Genomic DNA, 14,735 nt, shown 5'->3' with positions numbered 1-14,735 from the left:
GGTGGGACCCGCGGCCGTGACGCGCACGGGCGCAGCCCGCGGGCGTGCTCGGCGTCACGCCCCCGGGCTACCGCCGGTCGGATTCGCGTGTAACCGGTATGCCGCCCGCTTGTAGGTGTCAGTGTTCGCCGCTACATTCGGGGTGAACTTAGAACTAAGTACCTCGTCCGGAAGGCACCATGGCCGACACGCCGAAGACCACGTCCACCACCGCGGGCACGGACCGCGCGACGACCGGCGCCGCCGCGAAGGCCGCCGCCACCCAGACCTCCGCCGCCACGGGCGCCGCCGCCAAGCCGGCCACGACGCCGAGCGCCCCGAAGGCCGCCGCCACACCGGCGACCGGCGCCGCCGCGAAGGCGACCCCGGCGAAGACCGCCTCGACGGCGACGGCGTCCCCCGCGAAGGCCGCCGCGCCGAAGGCGTCCGGCACGAAGACCGCCGCCCCGAAGGCCGCCGGCGCCAAGGCGTCCGGCACCAAGACGTCCGGCGCGAAGACGACCGCCGCCAAGCGGACGACCGGCACGGCGAAGGCGACCCCGACGTCGAAGGCCACGGCGACGAAGCGCGCCGCCGCGCCGAAGGCCGCGAAGCCCGCCGCCAAGCGCACGACGGCGGCCGCGAAGGCCGAGGGCGCCGCGAAGACGGCCGCGGCCGAGACGAAGGCCGCCGCGAAGACCGCGACGTCCGGCGCCAAGACGACCGCGAAGGCCACGAAGCCGCGCGCCGCGCGCGCCACCGGCGCCGCGAAGACGGCGGCCGCCCAGGCCGCGACCGCCGGGGCCGAGACGGCCCGCGACGAGGCCCGCAAGACGTCGGCGCGCGCGAAGGCCGCCGCCGGCCGCACCCGCGCCACGGCCGCCGACGCCGCGCGCGAGGCGGAGGCGAGCCCCGCCGCGCAGGCCGCCGGCTCGCGCGTCGCGCTCGCGCGCCGCGTCGCCCGCGACACCGTCCGTCAGGCGCTCGCCGTCGCCCCGCGCAACGTCGGCGACGCGCAGCGCCAGGTGGTCCAGGCCGGCGAGGTCGCGCGGGCGCAGGCCGCCCAGGTCGGCACGCAGGTCGTGCAGGCCGGCCAGCGCGCGCAGACCGTCGGCGAGAAGGTCGTGCTGATCCCGGTCGGCGCGGCGCTCGAGGCGCGCGACGCCGCGGCGGCCCAGCTCGAGGCCGGCCGCCAGGAGCTGCGCACCCGGCGCGAGACGTTCCTGGGGCAGGTCGGCGCCCGCCGCGAGCGGCTGCAGCAGCGTCTGGGCTCGTTCGAGCAGCGCGGCCGCTCCGTCGCCGAGGGCGTCGAGCGCGACGTGCAGCGCACCCGCGAGCAGGCGGTCCGCCAGCTGCGCGAGAGCCGCACGCGCGCCGAGGCCGCGATCGCCGAGATCCCCAGCCCGGTCCAGCTGCGCGAGGAGCTGCCGAAGCTCCGCGGCGAGGTCGAGACCCGCGTGAGCAAGGCCGGCGAGCGCGCCGCCGAGGTCGCGGGCCAGGCGCGCTCGCGCGTCCTCTCGCTCGTCTGAGCCGGCACGCTCCGGGGTGGGAGGCTCCGGGGCGCCCCCGTCCCGTCCCGACGCCGACCGGGCGCGGTGGCCGTGCGGCCGCCGCGCCCGTCGTCGTTCCGGCGGCCGGGCGGGCCGAGCCGCCGCCCGGCTGCGGGGCATCGCGCACACGTCCCGTCCGTGGGCCCCCGACCGCCGGGGCCGACGGCGTCCGCGTGCCACAATCGATGGATGCCCACACGCGAGGAGATCCTCCAGGCCCTCGAGGCGGTGATCGACCCCGAGCTGAAGAAGGACGTCGTCGAGCTCGGGATGGTCCGCGACATCTCGATCGGCGAGGACCGCGTCGACGTGACGATCTCACTGACGACGAACGGCTGCCCGCTGCGCAACCACTTCGTCGTGGCCGTCCGCAAGGCCGTCCGCGCCCTCGGCGTGGAGGAGATCGGCGTCGAGTTCGACACGCTCTCCCCCGAGGAGAAGGCCGCGCTGCAGAAGAAGCTCGGCATCCAGGGCGCGATGCCCGCCGGCGAGAAGGTCGCGCAGATCGCCAACGTCATCTGCGTCGGCTCCGGCAAGGGCGGCGTCGGCAAGTCCAGCCTGACCGTCAACCTGGCCGCCGCGCTGGCGGCCGAGGGCAAGTCGGTCGGCGTGCTCGACGCCGACGTCTGGGGCTACTCCATCCCGCGGATGTTCGGCCTGGGCGGCGAGCGCCCGCCGGTCTCCGCCGAGCGCAAGATCCTCCCCCTGGAGTCGCAGGGCGTGAAGGTCATGTCGATCGGCTTCTTCGTGCCCGAGGACAGCGCCGTCGTCTGGCGCGGCCCGATGCTGCACAAGGCGCTCAACCAGTTCCTCGACGACGTCGACTGGGGCGCGCTCGACTACCTGCTGATCGACCTGCCCCCGGGCACCGGCGACGTCTCGATGACGCTGGCGCAGCTGCTGCCGCAGGCGCGCTTCCTGCTCGTCACGACGCCGCAGCCGGCCGCGCAGAAGGTCGCGCGCCGCGCCGCGGAGATGGCGACGAAGGTGCAGCTCGACGTCCTCGGCGTCGTCGAGAACATGTCCGGCTTCACCACGCCGGACGGCCAGCGCTACGAGATCTTCGGCGAGGGCGGCGGCCAGGAGCTGGCCGACGAGCTGTCGGTGCCGCTGTTCGGCCGCGTGCCGCTGACGATGGCGCTGCGCGAGCAGGCCGACGCCGGCGTGCCGCTCGTGGCGGCCGGCGTCGCCGACGCGGCGGCCGAGGCCGTCCGCGATGTGGCCCGCGGCCTGATCGCCGCCACGCCCGAGCTGCCGCCGATCCTGCAGGAGCTGCCGACGCTCCCCGTGATGCAGAACGAGCCAAAGGGCGCCTCGCTGCCGATGGCCTAGCGGCGTCGCGCGCGGGCCGTAGGCTCGCGCAACGGTGGGGACGCCACTGCCACGCCGACGACGGCCGCCCACCGGGCGGCCGTCGTCGTTTCCGGGCGGGGGTCCGGAGCCTGGTTCAGCCCCGGACCCCGCCGCCCTAGGCCTGCTCCTCGCCCTCGGGCGTGGCCGGATCGTCCTGCGGCTCCGCGGGCGCGGCCGCCGGCTCGGCCGCCGGCTGCGGCTCGGCCGCGAGGATGCCGTACAGGCGGCGGCGGGCCTCGACGAGCGCGGCCTTCGCCTCGTCCGCCTGCGCGGGCGTCGCGACGCGGACCACCTGCCGGGCCGCCTCGACGACGCTGACGACCAGGTCGCGCAGCTCGACGGCGTCGGCGTCCTCGCCTCCGCCCATCGCGTCCCAGGGGTTCGCCTCCTCGGCGATGCGCTCGGCCTCGGCCCGGCCCTCGTCGGTCAGCGCGTGGGCGCGGCGGCCGCCGCGGCCCTCGCCCTCGGTGCTCGTGACCAGGCCCTCGGCGGCCAGGCGCTTGAGCGTCGGGTAGATCGACCCGGGGCTCGGCCGCCAGGCGCCCCCGGAGCGCTCGCGCAGCTCCGAGATGAGCTGGTAGCCGTGCATCGGACCCTCGAGCAGGAGGACGAGGACCCCGGCGCGAACGTCGCCGCGCCCGGCCCGCGGACCGGCGGGCAGGAAGCCGGGCAGCTCGGGATCGCCCGGGCGGCCCCAGGGGCCGCCGGGCGGGCCGCCCGGCCCGCGGCCGTGACCGTGGCCGTGCCGGCCCGGCCCGCGGCCGCGCCCGCCGCGGCCGCGCCCCCGGCCGCCGGGCGGGCCGAAGTCGCCGGGCCCGTCCGGGCCCATCGTGACGACCGGGCCGCGACCGGGGCCGAAGCCCGGACCCGCGCCCGCGCCCGGGCCGAAGCCCTCGCCGGGACCGAAGCCCTCACGGGGACCGAAGTCCTCGCCGGGACCAAAGCCCTCGCCGGGACCGAAGCCCTCACGGGGATCGAAGCCGTCGCCCGGCCCGAATCCGCCACGGGAGCCGACGCCCTCGGAGGCGGCGGCGCCCGCGAACGCGGAGGAGAAGGGGTGCTGCTGGTGCTGATGCTGACGACGCATGTCGTCTCCTTTCGTCGTATCGGTGTTGCATCACGATATATCGCGATTGCTCAGACGTCAAGACGTGCGTCGGCGCCGGGCGTCGAAGACGTCCGCGGGCGGCTCCCGGCGCTACAGCGCGCCGGGACGATGGAGCGGACGGGGCGCGGTGTCGCGCCCCGTCCGCAGGCTCAGCCGCGCAGGCGCGCGCGGCGGGCGACGGCCGCCTTCGTCGCGCCCCGCGGAGTCAGCTCGACCACGACCTTCCTGGAGCCGCCGCGCAGGAGGCGACGACCGGTCGCGGTCAGGCGGACCTTGACCGTCGCGGCCCGGCCGGCGCGGACGGCATAGGCGCCATTCGCGGTCAGGAGCGCCCGCGCACGCCGCTTCCGGCCCGGGACTCGCACCTTCGCGGCCGTCCGCAGGCGCACCGTGCCACGGCACCGGGCGGGCCCGGCGGGGCACGTGATCCGCACGGGCACCCGCCCCTTCGCCACCCGGAGCCTCGTGCCCTTCACTCCGGGCCGCTGCGTCGGGGCGGGCGTCGGCGTCGGGGCGGGCGTCGGCCCGGGCGTGGGGACGGGGAAGACGCTGTCGGTCGTGATCTGCGTGATCCGGTTCGCGTTCACGTCGGTGAACCAGATCGCGCCATCGGGCCCGAACGTCAGATCGTCCGCGCGGCGGACACCGAGCGGACCGATCCGGACGTCACCAGCCGCGGTGATCCGGCCGATGGCGCTGTCGCGCCCCCGGTTGGCGAACCAGACGGCGCCGTCCGGACCGGCCGTGAGGCTGTCGGGAGCGACGTCGCCCAGAGGCCACTCGCGCACCTGACCGTCGAGGCCGACGCGCCCGATGGCCCCGTCGCTCGGCCGGGTCACCCAGGTCGCGGTCAGGTACCGCCCGTACCAGACGGCGCCGTCCGGACCAGCGGCCACGGCCTGCGTGCCGAACCCGTTCGGCAGCGGGAACGCCGTCGTCGTCCGCCCGTCGAGCTCGATGCGCTGCAGCGCATCGCCGCCCCGGGACTTCGCGCACCACATGCGCCCGTCCGGGCCGGCAGCGAGGAAGCCGCCGAACTGGCAGTCCGGTCCCGTGCCGTCGGTCTCCTGCAGCTGCGGACCCGCCGGGCCCTGGACGACGCGCGAGATGCCGTCGCCGAGGCTGTCGGTGATCCAGATCGACCCGTCGGGCGCCGCCGCGATGTCGTCGCCGCGGAGGTTGCGCCCGAAGACGACGGTGCGCGGGGTCGGGGTCGGCTCCGCCGGATCCAGGTACCCGACCGTGTCGCCCGCGCCCGACAGGAACCACACCTTGCCGTCGGCGGCGACCGTCAGCCGCTCGGGGCCGTACTCGCCGTCCTCGGGCACGTCCCATTCGGTGATGGCACCCGCCGGCGTGATCCGGCCGAGCTTCTTGCCCTTCTCCTCCGCGAACCAGATCGCCCCGCCGCCGGAGGCGATGTCGGAGAGCCCGGCGTCCGGGGTCGGCAGCGGATGGTCCGCGATGGCGGCACCGGCAGGGGCGGCGCCGACCGCGCAGGCGCCGGTGGCGAGCAGGGCCGCCAGCGCGACGGAACGGCCGCGGCGTGATGGCCGGCGACGGAGGAGGGCGAGCATGGGGAGGCTCCGGATCGGGGGGATCGCGCCCGGCCGGGACGGCGGGGTCGCGCGGGAGTCTGCCGGACGGCGCGGCCCGTGCCAACCCCACCGCGGGTGGCGCGTTCCCGCCGGCAAGCCACCGTACGCGGCGGCGTCGTAGGATCGCGCCACCCCCTCCCCCCGAGCCCCGACCGAGGAGCACCGTCGTGACCGACGAGACGCCGTCGCCGATCCCGGACATGCTGGACGCCGCGAACCGATTCCCGGAGAAGTACGAGCCGTACGACTCCGCCAGCCCGGTCCGCCACGTCGCCGTGGTCGCCTGCATGGACGCCCGCCTGGACCTGTTCGAGATGTTCGGCCTGCGGACGGGCGACTCGCACCTGATCCGCAACGCGGGCGGCATCGTCACCGACGACGTCATCCGCTCGCTCGCCATCTCGCAGCGCAAGCTGGGCACGCGCTCCGTGGTGCTCGTCCACCACACGAACTGCGGCATGCAGACGTTCACGGACGACGAGCTGCGCAACGAGCTGCTCGCCGAGACCGGCTACAAGCCGGCGTGGTCGCCCGAGTCGTTCGTCGACCTGGACGAGGACGTCCGCCAGTCGCTGCGCCGCGTGCTGGCCAGCCCGTTCCTGCCGCACAAGGACGACGTGCGCGGCTTCGTGTTCGAGGTCGACTCCGGCGCGCTGCGCGAGGTCACGCTGTAGCGCCCGCCCGGCCCGGCCGGGCCGGGCCGGAACGCGACGCGCCCCGGGGGTCCGGGGCGCGTCGGCAGGAGCCTCGGGGCGCGGCCGCGACGGCCGCGCCCGCTCAGGCGTTCTGGAAGTAGTTGACGTTAACGTCGACGAACTTGGACCACTCGTCGGGGATCTGGTCCTCGGCGAAGATCGCGTCGACGGGGCACGCCTCGACGCACGCGTCGCAGTCGATGCACTCCTCCGGATCGATGTAGAGCTGCTCGACCTTGTCGTAGTCGGGCTCGTCCGGCGTCGGGTGGATGCAGTCGACCGGGCAGACCTCGGTGCAGGAGTTGTCCTTGGTGCCGATGCAGGGCTCGGCGATCACGTAGGCCATGGCCTGTCCTCGCGGGTCGGGGGCGGGTTCCCGCCGAAGGATAACGACGGGAACGCCCCGCGCGGCCGCCGTCCGACCCGGCGGATCCGGTCGGTATCCCTAATTCCCACGGGCGTTCGGGCGCCCTTCCGGCCCGCCTCCGACCGGCCGGCCCGTAGGCTTCGCGCATGATCCTCCTCACCGGGGCGACGGGCGCGACGGGCCGACGGGTCCTCGACCGCCTGCTGCAGCGCGGGCACCGGGTGCGGTGCCTGGTGCGCAACCCGGCGCGGCTCGGCGCCCGCCGCGTCGACGTGCAGCTCGCGCTGTGGAACCTGACGGACACGCGGATGCCGGGCGGCGCGTTCCGCGACGTCGAGGCGGTGATCCATCTGGCGGGGCCGCTGCGCGACCAGCCGATCGGGCAGCTCGAGGAGCTGAACGCGACGGCGAGCTGGCGGCTGGCGGACGCCGCCGCGCAGGCCGGGGTCGGGCACTTCGTCTTCGCCTCGGCGCTCGGCGCGGGACAGGCGGCCGACTGCCGCTTCCTCCGCGCGAAGGCCGTCGCGGAGCGGGTGGTGACGGACGCCGGCGCGGTGGGCGGCATGCCCGTGTCCGTCGTCGCGCCGTCGCTGGTCCTGGCGCGGGGGCAGCGGTGGGCGTCGTGGGCGCAGGCGCTGTCGCTGCTGCCCGTCGTGCCGGTGCCCGCCGGCTCGTCCGGTCGGTCGCGGCCCGTCGCGGTCGGCGACGTCGCCGACGCGGTGCTGGCGGTGCTCGAGGGCGGCGCGCCGCCCGTCGGCCGCCCGGCGCGCCACGAGGCGGCGGGGCCGCGCCAGCTCGCGGTGCAGGAGCTGGTGCCGGCGATCCACGACGTCGTGGGCGCCCGCCGGCGGCGCACCGTCGCGCTGCCGCCGGGGCTGCTGAACGCCGCGGTCGCGGCGCTCGAGCGGCCGGGCGCCGCCGACCGCGAGGAGCTCGCCGTGCTGCGCTGCGACACCGCCGGCCGGCGCGGGACCGCCGACCTGGAGGCGCTGGGGATCCGGCCCCGCGGCCTCGTCGAGGCGCTCGGCGGCTGACGGTCAGCGCTCCAGGGCCAGCGGCGCCACGCGGGCGGCCCACGGGGCGGCGGCCTCGATCTGCGCCGCGAGCGCCAGCAGCGTCGCCTCGCCGCCCGGTCGTCCGATCAGCTGCACCCCCAGCGGCAGGCCCGCGGCCGGGTCCTCCGCCGGGCGCGTGAAGAGCGGCAGCGCGATCGCCGGCTGCCCCGTGACGTTGACGATCGCCGTGTAGGGCGTGAAGCGGCCGCCGGCCGCGAAGCCCGCCATCGGGTCGGGGCCGTCCGGGTCCAGCGCGGTCGCGCCGACGGGGGCGGTGGCGAGCGCGGGGGTCAGCAGCGCGTCGTACGGCGCCGCCCACGCCAGGACGGTCCGGGCCAGCGCCTGCAGCTCGGCATCCGCGAGCAGGAAGTCGGGGGTGCTCAGGGCGTTCGCGCGCTCCCACAGCGCCCACGAGAGCGCCTCCACGTCGCCGCGCGCCAGCGCGCGCCCGTGCCGCAGCTCGGCCACCCGCATGGACGTCGCGATCCCGGGGCCGAAGGAGCGCTCGAACAGGTCGAGCAGGCCCGGCACGTGCCACGGCGGGTCGACCTCTTCCACGTGGTGCCCCAGGCCGGCCAGCAGGTCGGCGGCGCGGGCCGCGGCCTCGGCGTCGGCCAGGGACGGGTCGCCCTCGAGCGCCGGAGTCGTGGTGACGCCGATCCGCAGCGCCCGCAGCCCGCCCTCGCCGCCGTGCCGGGCGTGCTCGGCGAACGGCGCGTCGGGCAGCGGCAGGGGCGCCAGGTCGCCCGGCTCGGGCGTCGCCAGGACGTCGAGCGTCGCCGCGGCGTCGCCCACGGTGCGGGTGAGCATCCCGTCGGCGACGAGCAGGTGCCAGCCCAGGTCGGGCGCCAGCGTCACGCGTCCGCGGCTGGGCTTCAGGCCGACGAGCCCGCAGCAGGCGGCCGGGATGCGGATCGATCCGCCGCCGTCGTTGCCGTGGGCGACCGGCAGCATGCCGGCGGCGACGGCGGCCGCCGCCCCGCCCGACGAGCCGCCCGCGGTGCGTCCCAGGTCCCACGGGTTGCGGGTGGGACCGAAGCGGCGCGGGCAGGTCACCGGGGTGATGCCCCACTCGGGCAGGTTCGTCGCGCCGAGCAGGACGAAGCCGGCGTCGCGGATCCGCCGGACGACCGCGTGGTCGCGCGGGGCCACGTGCTCGCCCGTGAGCGACGAGCCGACCGTCAGCCGTCGACCGGCGACGGCGCGGTTGTTCTTGATGGCCGTCGGCACGCCCGCGAACGGCCGCGGGTCGCCCGGCCGCACCGCCGCGGCGGCGGCGAGGGCGTCGTCGGCCCAGACGTCGACGACGGCGTTCGTGCGGTCGTCGAGCGCGGCGATGCGGTCGAGCGCCGCCTGCGTCAGCTCGACGGCCGAGAGCTCGCCCCGACGGATGAGCGCCGCGAGCTCCGTCGCGGGACGGCGGAGCAGGGCGGCGTCGACGGGCATGGGGCGGACGCTACCGCGGGCCGGCGCCGGGACCGTGCGGCCCGGGCGCCGCGGCACCCCTCAGTCGCGCGGGGCGTAGCGCGCGTGGAGCATGAGCGGGTTGCCGTCCGGATCGGCGAAGAACGCCATGTGGCAGACGCCGGTGTCGAGCGTGTCGCCGAAGAAGGCGACGCCCTTGGCGGCCAGCTCCTCGCGCAGACCGGCGACGTCGTCGGTGTGCAGCGCGACCGCGTTCGTGTTCGCCTGGAACTCGCGGCCGGCGCTCGCCGGATCCCAGATCGCGAGCGTCGTGTCGCCCAGGTCGAACTCGGTGAACGGCTTGCCGACGGTGTGCGGCGACTCCTCCAGGCCGAGGACGTCGCGGTAGAACGCGGTGGCGCGCTCGACGTCCTGGGTCGGGAGCGGGACGAAGTCGATGCGGGTGATGGAAGGCATGGCCGGCACGCTATGCACGCATGCGGCCACATGACGTCCGCTTTCCCCGGCGTCGACGGCGCGCGGTCCGCCGGCCGCTCAGAGCCGCGCGCCACCCGGCCAGCCGGCCCGCAGCGTCGCCTCGATCTCGTCGACGTCGGCCGTCCCGGGGCGCAGCAGGGCGTGCAGGCAGATGCCCTCGATCAGCGCCTGGAACGCCCGCCGCGCCCTCTCGTCGAGCTCCGGCGCGTAGCGATCGGCCACGACGTCGAGCCAGGCGAGGGCCTCGGCGCGCAGCGTGGGCCGACGGACCGCGAGCAGGTACAGCTCGTACTCCGCGATCAGGCGTCCGTGGTGCCGTGCGACCTCGTCGGCCAGCAGCCGGGCCAGCCCCTGCGGCGACGCGGGCCGGCGGTCGGCGGCGACGACCGCCACCAGGTCGTCGTTCGCGCGGCGCAGCGCGGCCTGCGCCAGGTCGGCGATGCCGTCGAAGTGGTAGCTCGCCGAGGCGAGCGGCACGCCCGCCTCGGCCGCCACCGCCCGGTGGGTCAGTCCGGCCAGGCCGTCCCGCTCCACCACGCGCAGCGTCGCGTCGACGAGCTGCGCGCGCCGCGCGTCGCCCCGGGCGCGCCGGCCGTCCATCAGTGAGCGGCCCCGAGCTCGATCGCCGCGACGCCCGCGATGACGAGCACCATGCCGGCCGCCTGCACCGCCGTGATCGTCTCGCCGAAGAGCGGCACCGACAGGAGCGCCACGAGCGCGACGCCCGCCGCGGCCCAGATGCCGTAGCCCACGCTGAGCGGCACGCCCCGCTGGAGCGCCGCCGACAGCAGCGCGAACGCCGCGACGTACCCGAGCACCACCACCACGACGAAGGGCGCCTTCGAGAAGCCCTCCGACGCCCGCAGGCTGAGCGTCGCCGCGAGCTCGCTGACGATCGCGCCGGCCAGGAACGCGTACCCCACGACCCACCTCCTCCTCCGTCGACCAAACTACCTGGAAGAACGTACCACTTGTTCCGTCCCCGCCCGCTCGCCCGGCCCGTAACCCGTTGATACGGTTCAGCTGGTTATGCCGGACCTCGACCTGCCCGAAGCGCTGGAGCTGCCGCTCGCCACCGGCGAGCCGTACTGGTACTTCCTCGGCGGCCGGCCGAGCATCGACCTGGTGAACACCTTCCGCGAGCGCTGGCGCCGCCGGGTCGAGACGCTCGTCACCCCGGGAGACCTGGCGGCGTGGCTGCGGCGCGCGGGCCTGCTCGATCCCGCCGCGACACCCCCGCGGGGCCCGCGGGGGCACGCGGCGCTGGCCGACGCCCGCGCCCTGCGCGAGGCCGTCGACGCGGGCGTGGTCGCGGCCGTCGAGGGCGTCGCCCCGCCCGCCGCCGCGCTCGCGACGATCGACGGCTGGCTGGCCGCCGCGGACGCCCGCCCCACGCTGCGGCCCGGGCCCGACGGCCAGCCGCTGCTCGCTCGGACGGTCCCCGACGACCCGGTGCGCGCCGCGCTCGCCGCGCTGGCGCTGGACGCCGCCGAGGCGCTCGGCAGCCCCGCCGCCCGGGCGCGCGTCCGCATCTGCGCGGGCGCCACCTGCTCCGCCCGCTTCTACGACCGTTCGCCCGCCGGCCGCCGGCGCTGGTGCTCCATGGCGTCCTGTGGCAACGTCGCCAAGGCCCGCCGGCACCGCGCGCGGCAGGCCCCGTCCGACAGAGGAGAGACAGAGAGATGACATCCGAGGTGCAGTCCGGCCTGGAGGGCGTGGTCGCGTTCGCGACGACCATCGCCGAGCCCGACAAGGAGGGCGGCGCCCTGCGCTACCGCGGCGTCGACATCGAGGACCTCGTCGGCACGGTGCCGTACGAGAAGGTCTGGGGCCTGCTGGTCGACGGCAGCTTCGACCCCGGCCTGCCGTTCGCCGAGCCGCACCCGCTGACGGTGCGCTCGGGCGACCCGCGCGTCGACGTGCAGGCCGCCCTGGCGATGCTGGCGCCGGAGTGGGGCTTCAAGCCGCTCATCGACACGACGGACGAGGAGGCCCGCGACGAGCTGGCGCGCGCGTCCGTCATGGCGCTGTCGTTCGTCGCGCAGTCCGCCCGCGGCGGCGGCAAGCCGCCCGTCCCGCAGGCCGAGGTGGCCGAGGGCAAGACGGTCGCCGAGCGCTTCCTGCTCCGCTGGCGCGGCGAGCTGGATCCCAACGACGCGAAGGCGATCGACGCGTACTGGATCTCGGCGGCCGAGCACGGGATGAACGCGTCGACGTTCACCGCCCGGGTGACCGCGTCGACCGGTGCCGACGCCGCGGCGGCGCTGTCCTCCGCCGTCGGCGCGCTCTCCGGCCCGCTGCACGGCGGCGCGCCGTCGCGCGTGCTGGCGATGCTCGACGGCGTGGAGCAGTCCGGCGACGCCGAGGCGTGGGTGAAGGGCGCGCTGGACCGCGGCGAGCGCCTGATGGGCTTCGGCCACCGCGTGTACCGGGCCGAGGATCCGCGCGCCCGCGTGCTGCGCCGCACGGCGAAGGAGATCGGCGCCGCGCGCTACGAGGCCGCCGAGGCGCTCGAGAAGGCCGCGCTCGCGGAGCTGCAGGCGCGCAAGCCCGACCGCGTCCTCGCCACGAACGTCGAGTTCTGGTCCGCCGTCATCCTGGACAGCGCGCACGTGCCGGCGCAGCTGTTCACGCCGATGTTCACCTGCGCGCGCGTGGCCGGCTGGTCCGCGCACATCCTCGAGCAGAAGCGCGAGGGCCGCCTGATCCGCCCGTCGGCGAAGTACGTCGGCGAGGGCCCGCGCGCCGTCGCCGACGTCGCGTAGTCAGACGCCCGGGACGTACGCCGCCCAGCCCTCGCCGGGCGGCGCCTCGTCCCAGCGCGGCAGGTGGTCGGCGGAGAAGATCCGCCTCGCCCGCCCCGCGGCCGCCCGCAGCGCGTCGCCGTCGACCGTGCGGCGCGTGAGCGGGATGCCGTGGACCGGCCACTCGACGACCAGGTCGAGGTGGCCGGCCTCGGGGAGCGGCCAGAGCCAGTAGTCCTCGGAGCGGCGGTGGTCCGACCCGCCGCCGCCGCTGGACCGCAGCACCGGGGCGTCAGCCTCTCGGCCGCCGTTCCAGGGGTCGAGGCTGGTCGCGCGCCGTCCGTCGGCGTACTCCACGCCGAAGCGCAGCGCGACGTCCTGGGTGTCGTCGATCTCGCCCGAGGGGTAGCGCAGGATGCCGACGCCCCGCTCGTCCAGGCGGCTCATCGCGACGAGGTCCAGGGCCAGGCCCGTCGGGTACGCCGCGATCGACGTGACGGCGATCGCCACGTCGGCGTTCTGCGCGAGCACGAGCTCGACGGGCACCACGCCGGGCACGTCGCCGAACGGCGGACGTTCCCACGGCGCCGACTGGCGCGGCACGTAGTCGCCGCGCGGCTTCCGCGGCGGGACGACGAAGAACGGGTCCGGGGACGGGGACATGGCCGCATCCTCGGGGACCCGCGGCGACCGGGCAAGAGGGCTGGCGCGCCAGGCTCGGGAGGCGGGCCGCCTGCCGTCCGCCGCTCCCCTCCCACCCGGCCGGGCGCGGTCGCCGGCCGCCCCGGGGACGATCGCCCCGGAGGGCGGACGCCCCCGCGACCCCGGCGCGGCCCTCAGGCCTCGGCGTGCCGGGGCGTCGCCGCGGGGGCCGGCTCGGCGGCCCGCACCGGGCGGGCCAGCAGGGCCACGAGCGCGCCGCCGAGGACGCCGACGAGACCGGCGACGAGCAGCGCCGAGCCGAGCCCGTGGGCCCCGGCCGCGTGGATCGCGGCGTCGAGCGCGCCGCGCGACGCCGGCGGCGCCTGCGCCAGCACCCCGGCGCTCCCGCCGCTGGAGACCGCGTGCGCCAGGTCGTCCGGTCCGGCCAGACGGTCGGCGATCGACGAGCTGAAGACGCTGCCCAGCACCGCGATACCGAGCGCCAGCCCCAGCTGCCGGGCCGTGTTGACGGCGCCGGCCGCCATGCCGCCGCGCTCCTGCGGCACCGCCGTCATCGCGGTGGACACCAGCAGCGGATTGATCGCCCCGACCCCCAGGCCGATCAGCGCCATGCCGGGCAGCAGCGCGGCCCAGCCGGAGCCGGCGTCCAGGCCCGTCATGGCCAGGTCGCCGGCACCGATCACGACGAGGCCGCCGCCGACGACCCACCGCGGCGACAGGCGGTGCAGCACGCCGCCCGAGCTGGCGGCCACGACGAACGCCAGACCCGACAGGGGCAGCGTCACCAGGCCCGCGGAGATCGGCTCGAGCCCGATCACGGTCTGCAGCCAGATCGAGATGTAGACCAGGCCGCCGAACGCGGCGACGGAGAGCGCGAACGCGGCGACGACCATGCCGGTGAAGGTCGGCTGACGCAGCAGGCGGAGGTCGAAGAGCGGCTCCGCCACGCGACGCTCGACGAGGACGAAGAGGCCGAACGACACGACGGCGAGCGCCAGGACGCCGAGCGTGGCGGCCGACGTCCAGCCCTCGTCGTTCGCCCGGATCAGCGCGAAGGTGAGCGCGGCGGCGCCGAGGGTGAAGGCCGCGCCGCCGAGCCAGTCGGGCCGTCGGAGTCCCGCCAGGCGGGACTCCTGCAGCGTGCGGCGCGCCAGCAGGATCGTGGCGATCCCGACCGGGACGTTGACGAGGAAGATCCAGCGCCAGGAGAGGCCCTGGGTGAGCAGGCCGCCGACGATCGGCCCGGCGGCCGCGGCGGCGCCCGACGTGGCGCCCCACGCGGCGAAGGCGGTGCCGCGGGCGCGGCCCTCGTAGGTGGCGTTGAGCAGGGCGATCGTGGTCGCGAACATCCCGGCGGCGCCGATGCCCTGCACGCCGCGCGCGGCGATCAGCACGGCCTCGCTCGGCGCGATCCCGCACACGAACGAGGCGGCGACGAAGACGGCGAGGCCCGCGACGTAGGAGCGGCGCCGGCCGACGATGTCGGAGAGCGAGCCGACGAGAAGCAGCAGCGCCGCGAGCGCCAGGGCGTAGACGTCGACGACCCACTGGAGCCCGGCGAACGACGCGCCCAGGTCGACGGCCATGTCGGGCAGGGCGACGTTGACGATCGTGACGTCCAGCAGCAGCATGAAGGTGCCGAGGCAGACGGCCAGCAGCGGCAGCCACGAGCTGCGTGCTGGGGAGGAAGGAGCGGTCATGCCGAGGATCGTGCGCGCGGT

At 76.7% G+C, this 14,735-nt stretch carries 15 protein-coding genes; 6 read left to right on the top strand and 9 right to left on the bottom strand.

What is annotated here, in order from left to right:
* Positions 1–179: 179 nt before the first annotated feature.
* Together J3P29_RS01915 and J3P29_RS01910 are read left to right on the top strand one after the other, a co-directional pair.
* Entirely contained in the window at positions 180–1,508 is a 1,329-nt protein-coding gene (locus J3P29_RS01915; RefSeq protein WP_210491316.1) for a hypothetical protein, read from the top strand.
* Positions 1,509–1,718: 210 nt separating this feature from the next.
* Positions 1,719–2,861, top strand: a complete 1,143-nt coding sequence (locus J3P29_RS01910) for an Mrp/NBP35 family ATP-binding protein (protein ID WP_210491315.1) — start codon at positions 1,719–1,721, stop codon at positions 2,859–2,861.
* Between the two features lie 136 nt (positions 2,862–2,997).
* On the opposite strand, the gene J3P29_RS01905 is transcribed toward J3P29_RS01910, so the two are convergent.
* Both J3P29_RS01905 and J3P29_RS01900 read right to left on the bottom strand, forming a co-directional pair.
* Complete coding sequence (locus J3P29_RS01905; RefSeq protein WP_210491314.1) at positions 2,998–3,969, bottom strand: PadR family transcriptional regulator; 972 nt, start codon at positions 3,967–3,969, stop codon at positions 2,998–3,000.
* A gap of 170 nt (positions 3,970–4,139) precedes the next feature.
* Positions 4,140–5,567 (bottom strand): hypothetical protein, encoded by a 1,428-nt coding sequence (locus J3P29_RS01900; protein ID WP_210491312.1) that lies wholly within the window; start codon positions 5,565–5,567, stop codon positions 4,140–4,142.
* Positions 5,568–5,788: 221 nt separating this feature from the next.
* Here J3P29_RS01900 and J3P29_RS01895 point away from each other — a divergent pair, with 221 nt between their 5' ends.
* Positions 5,789–6,262: a carbonic anhydrase gene (locus J3P29_RS01895; protein ID WP_210492966.1), complete on the top strand. Its 474-nt coding sequence runs from the start codon at positions 5,789–5,791 to the stop codon at positions 6,260–6,262.
* A 103-nt stretch (positions 6,263–6,365) separates the two neighbouring features.
* On the opposite strand, the gene J3P29_RS01890 is transcribed toward J3P29_RS01895, so the two are convergent.
* Positions 6,366–6,629 carry a 4Fe-4S binding protein gene (locus J3P29_RS01890; protein WP_210491311.1) on the bottom strand — a complete coding sequence of 88 codons (264 nt, stop codon included), beginning with the start codon at positions 6,627–6,629 and terminating at the stop codon, positions 6,366–6,368.
* A 167-nt stretch (positions 6,630–6,796) separates the two neighbouring features.
* On the opposite strand from J3P29_RS01890, the gene J3P29_RS01885 reads away from it, so the two are divergent.
* Complete coding sequence (locus J3P29_RS01885) at positions 6,797–7,684, top strand: NAD(P)H-binding protein (protein WP_210491310.1); 888 nt, start codon at positions 6,797–6,799, stop codon at positions 7,682–7,684.
* 3 nt (positions 7,685–7,687) lie between these two features.
* Here the strand turns inward: J3P29_RS01885 and J3P29_RS01880 are convergent, their stop codons facing one another.
* The 4 genes from J3P29_RS01880 to J3P29_RS01865 all read right to left on the bottom strand — a co-directional run bounded on the left by J3P29_RS01880 (position 7,688) and on the right by J3P29_RS01865 (position 10,530).
* The gene (locus tag J3P29_RS01880; protein ID WP_210491309.1) at positions 7,688–9,151 is read right to left on the bottom strand and encodes an amidase; all 1,464 of its coding nucleotides are present in this window, start codon (positions 9,149–9,151) and stop codon (positions 7,688–7,690) included.
* 60 nt (positions 9,152–9,211) lie between these two features.
* Positions 9,212–9,586 (bottom strand): VOC family protein, encoded by a 375-nt coding sequence (locus J3P29_RS01875; RefSeq protein WP_210491308.1) that lies wholly within the window; start codon positions 9,584–9,586, stop codon positions 9,212–9,214.
* 78 nt (positions 9,587–9,664) lie between these two features.
* Positions 9,665–10,207, bottom strand: a complete 543-nt coding sequence (locus J3P29_RS01870) for a TetR family transcriptional regulator (RefSeq protein ID WP_210491306.1) — start codon at positions 10,205–10,207, stop codon at positions 9,665–9,667.
* Entirely contained in the window at positions 10,207–10,530 is a 324-nt protein-coding gene (locus tag J3P29_RS01865) for an SMR family transporter (protein WP_210491305.1), read from the bottom strand. Before J3P29_RS01865 ends, J3P29_RS01870 begins: the two co-directional genes overlap by 1 nt.
* 106 nt (positions 10,531–10,636) lie before the next feature.
* Here J3P29_RS01865 and J3P29_RS01860 point away from each other — a divergent pair, with 106 nt between their 5' ends.
* Together J3P29_RS01860 and J3P29_RS01855 are read left to right on the top strand one after the other, a co-directional pair.
* Positions 10,637–11,293, top strand: coding sequence for a CGNR zinc finger domain-containing protein (locus J3P29_RS01860; RefSeq protein ID WP_210491304.1), 657 nt, complete (start codon positions 10,637–10,639; stop codon positions 11,291–11,293).
* Positions 11,290–12,372, top strand: a complete 1,083-nt coding sequence (locus J3P29_RS01855; protein WP_210491303.1) for a citrate synthase 2 — start codon at positions 11,290–11,292, stop codon at positions 12,370–12,372. Before J3P29_RS01860 ends, J3P29_RS01855 begins: the two co-directional genes overlap by 4 nt.
* On the opposite strand, the gene J3P29_RS01850 is transcribed toward J3P29_RS01855, so the two are convergent.
* Together J3P29_RS01850 and J3P29_RS01845 are read right to left on the bottom strand one after the other, a co-directional pair.
* Positions 12,373–13,014: a hypothetical protein gene (locus J3P29_RS01850; protein WP_210491302.1), complete on the bottom strand. Its 642-nt coding sequence runs from the start codon at positions 13,012–13,014 to the stop codon at positions 12,373–12,375.
* Between the two features lie 173 nt (positions 13,015–13,187).
* Complete coding sequence (locus J3P29_RS01845; RefSeq protein WP_210491301.1) at positions 13,188–14,714, bottom strand: MFS transporter; 1,527 nt, start codon at positions 14,712–14,714, stop codon at positions 13,188–13,190.
* Positions 14,715–14,735: the final 21 nt, after the last annotated feature.

The sequence above is a fragment of the Patulibacter sp. SYSU D01012 genome (genome assembly GCF_017916475.1).
Classification (GTDB): Bacteria; Actinomycetota; Thermoleophilia; order Solirubrobacterales; family Solirubrobacteraceae; genus Patulibacter.
Note: the sequence above shows the minus strand (reverse complement) of the source record. Positions and strands in the feature narration are given on the sequence as shown.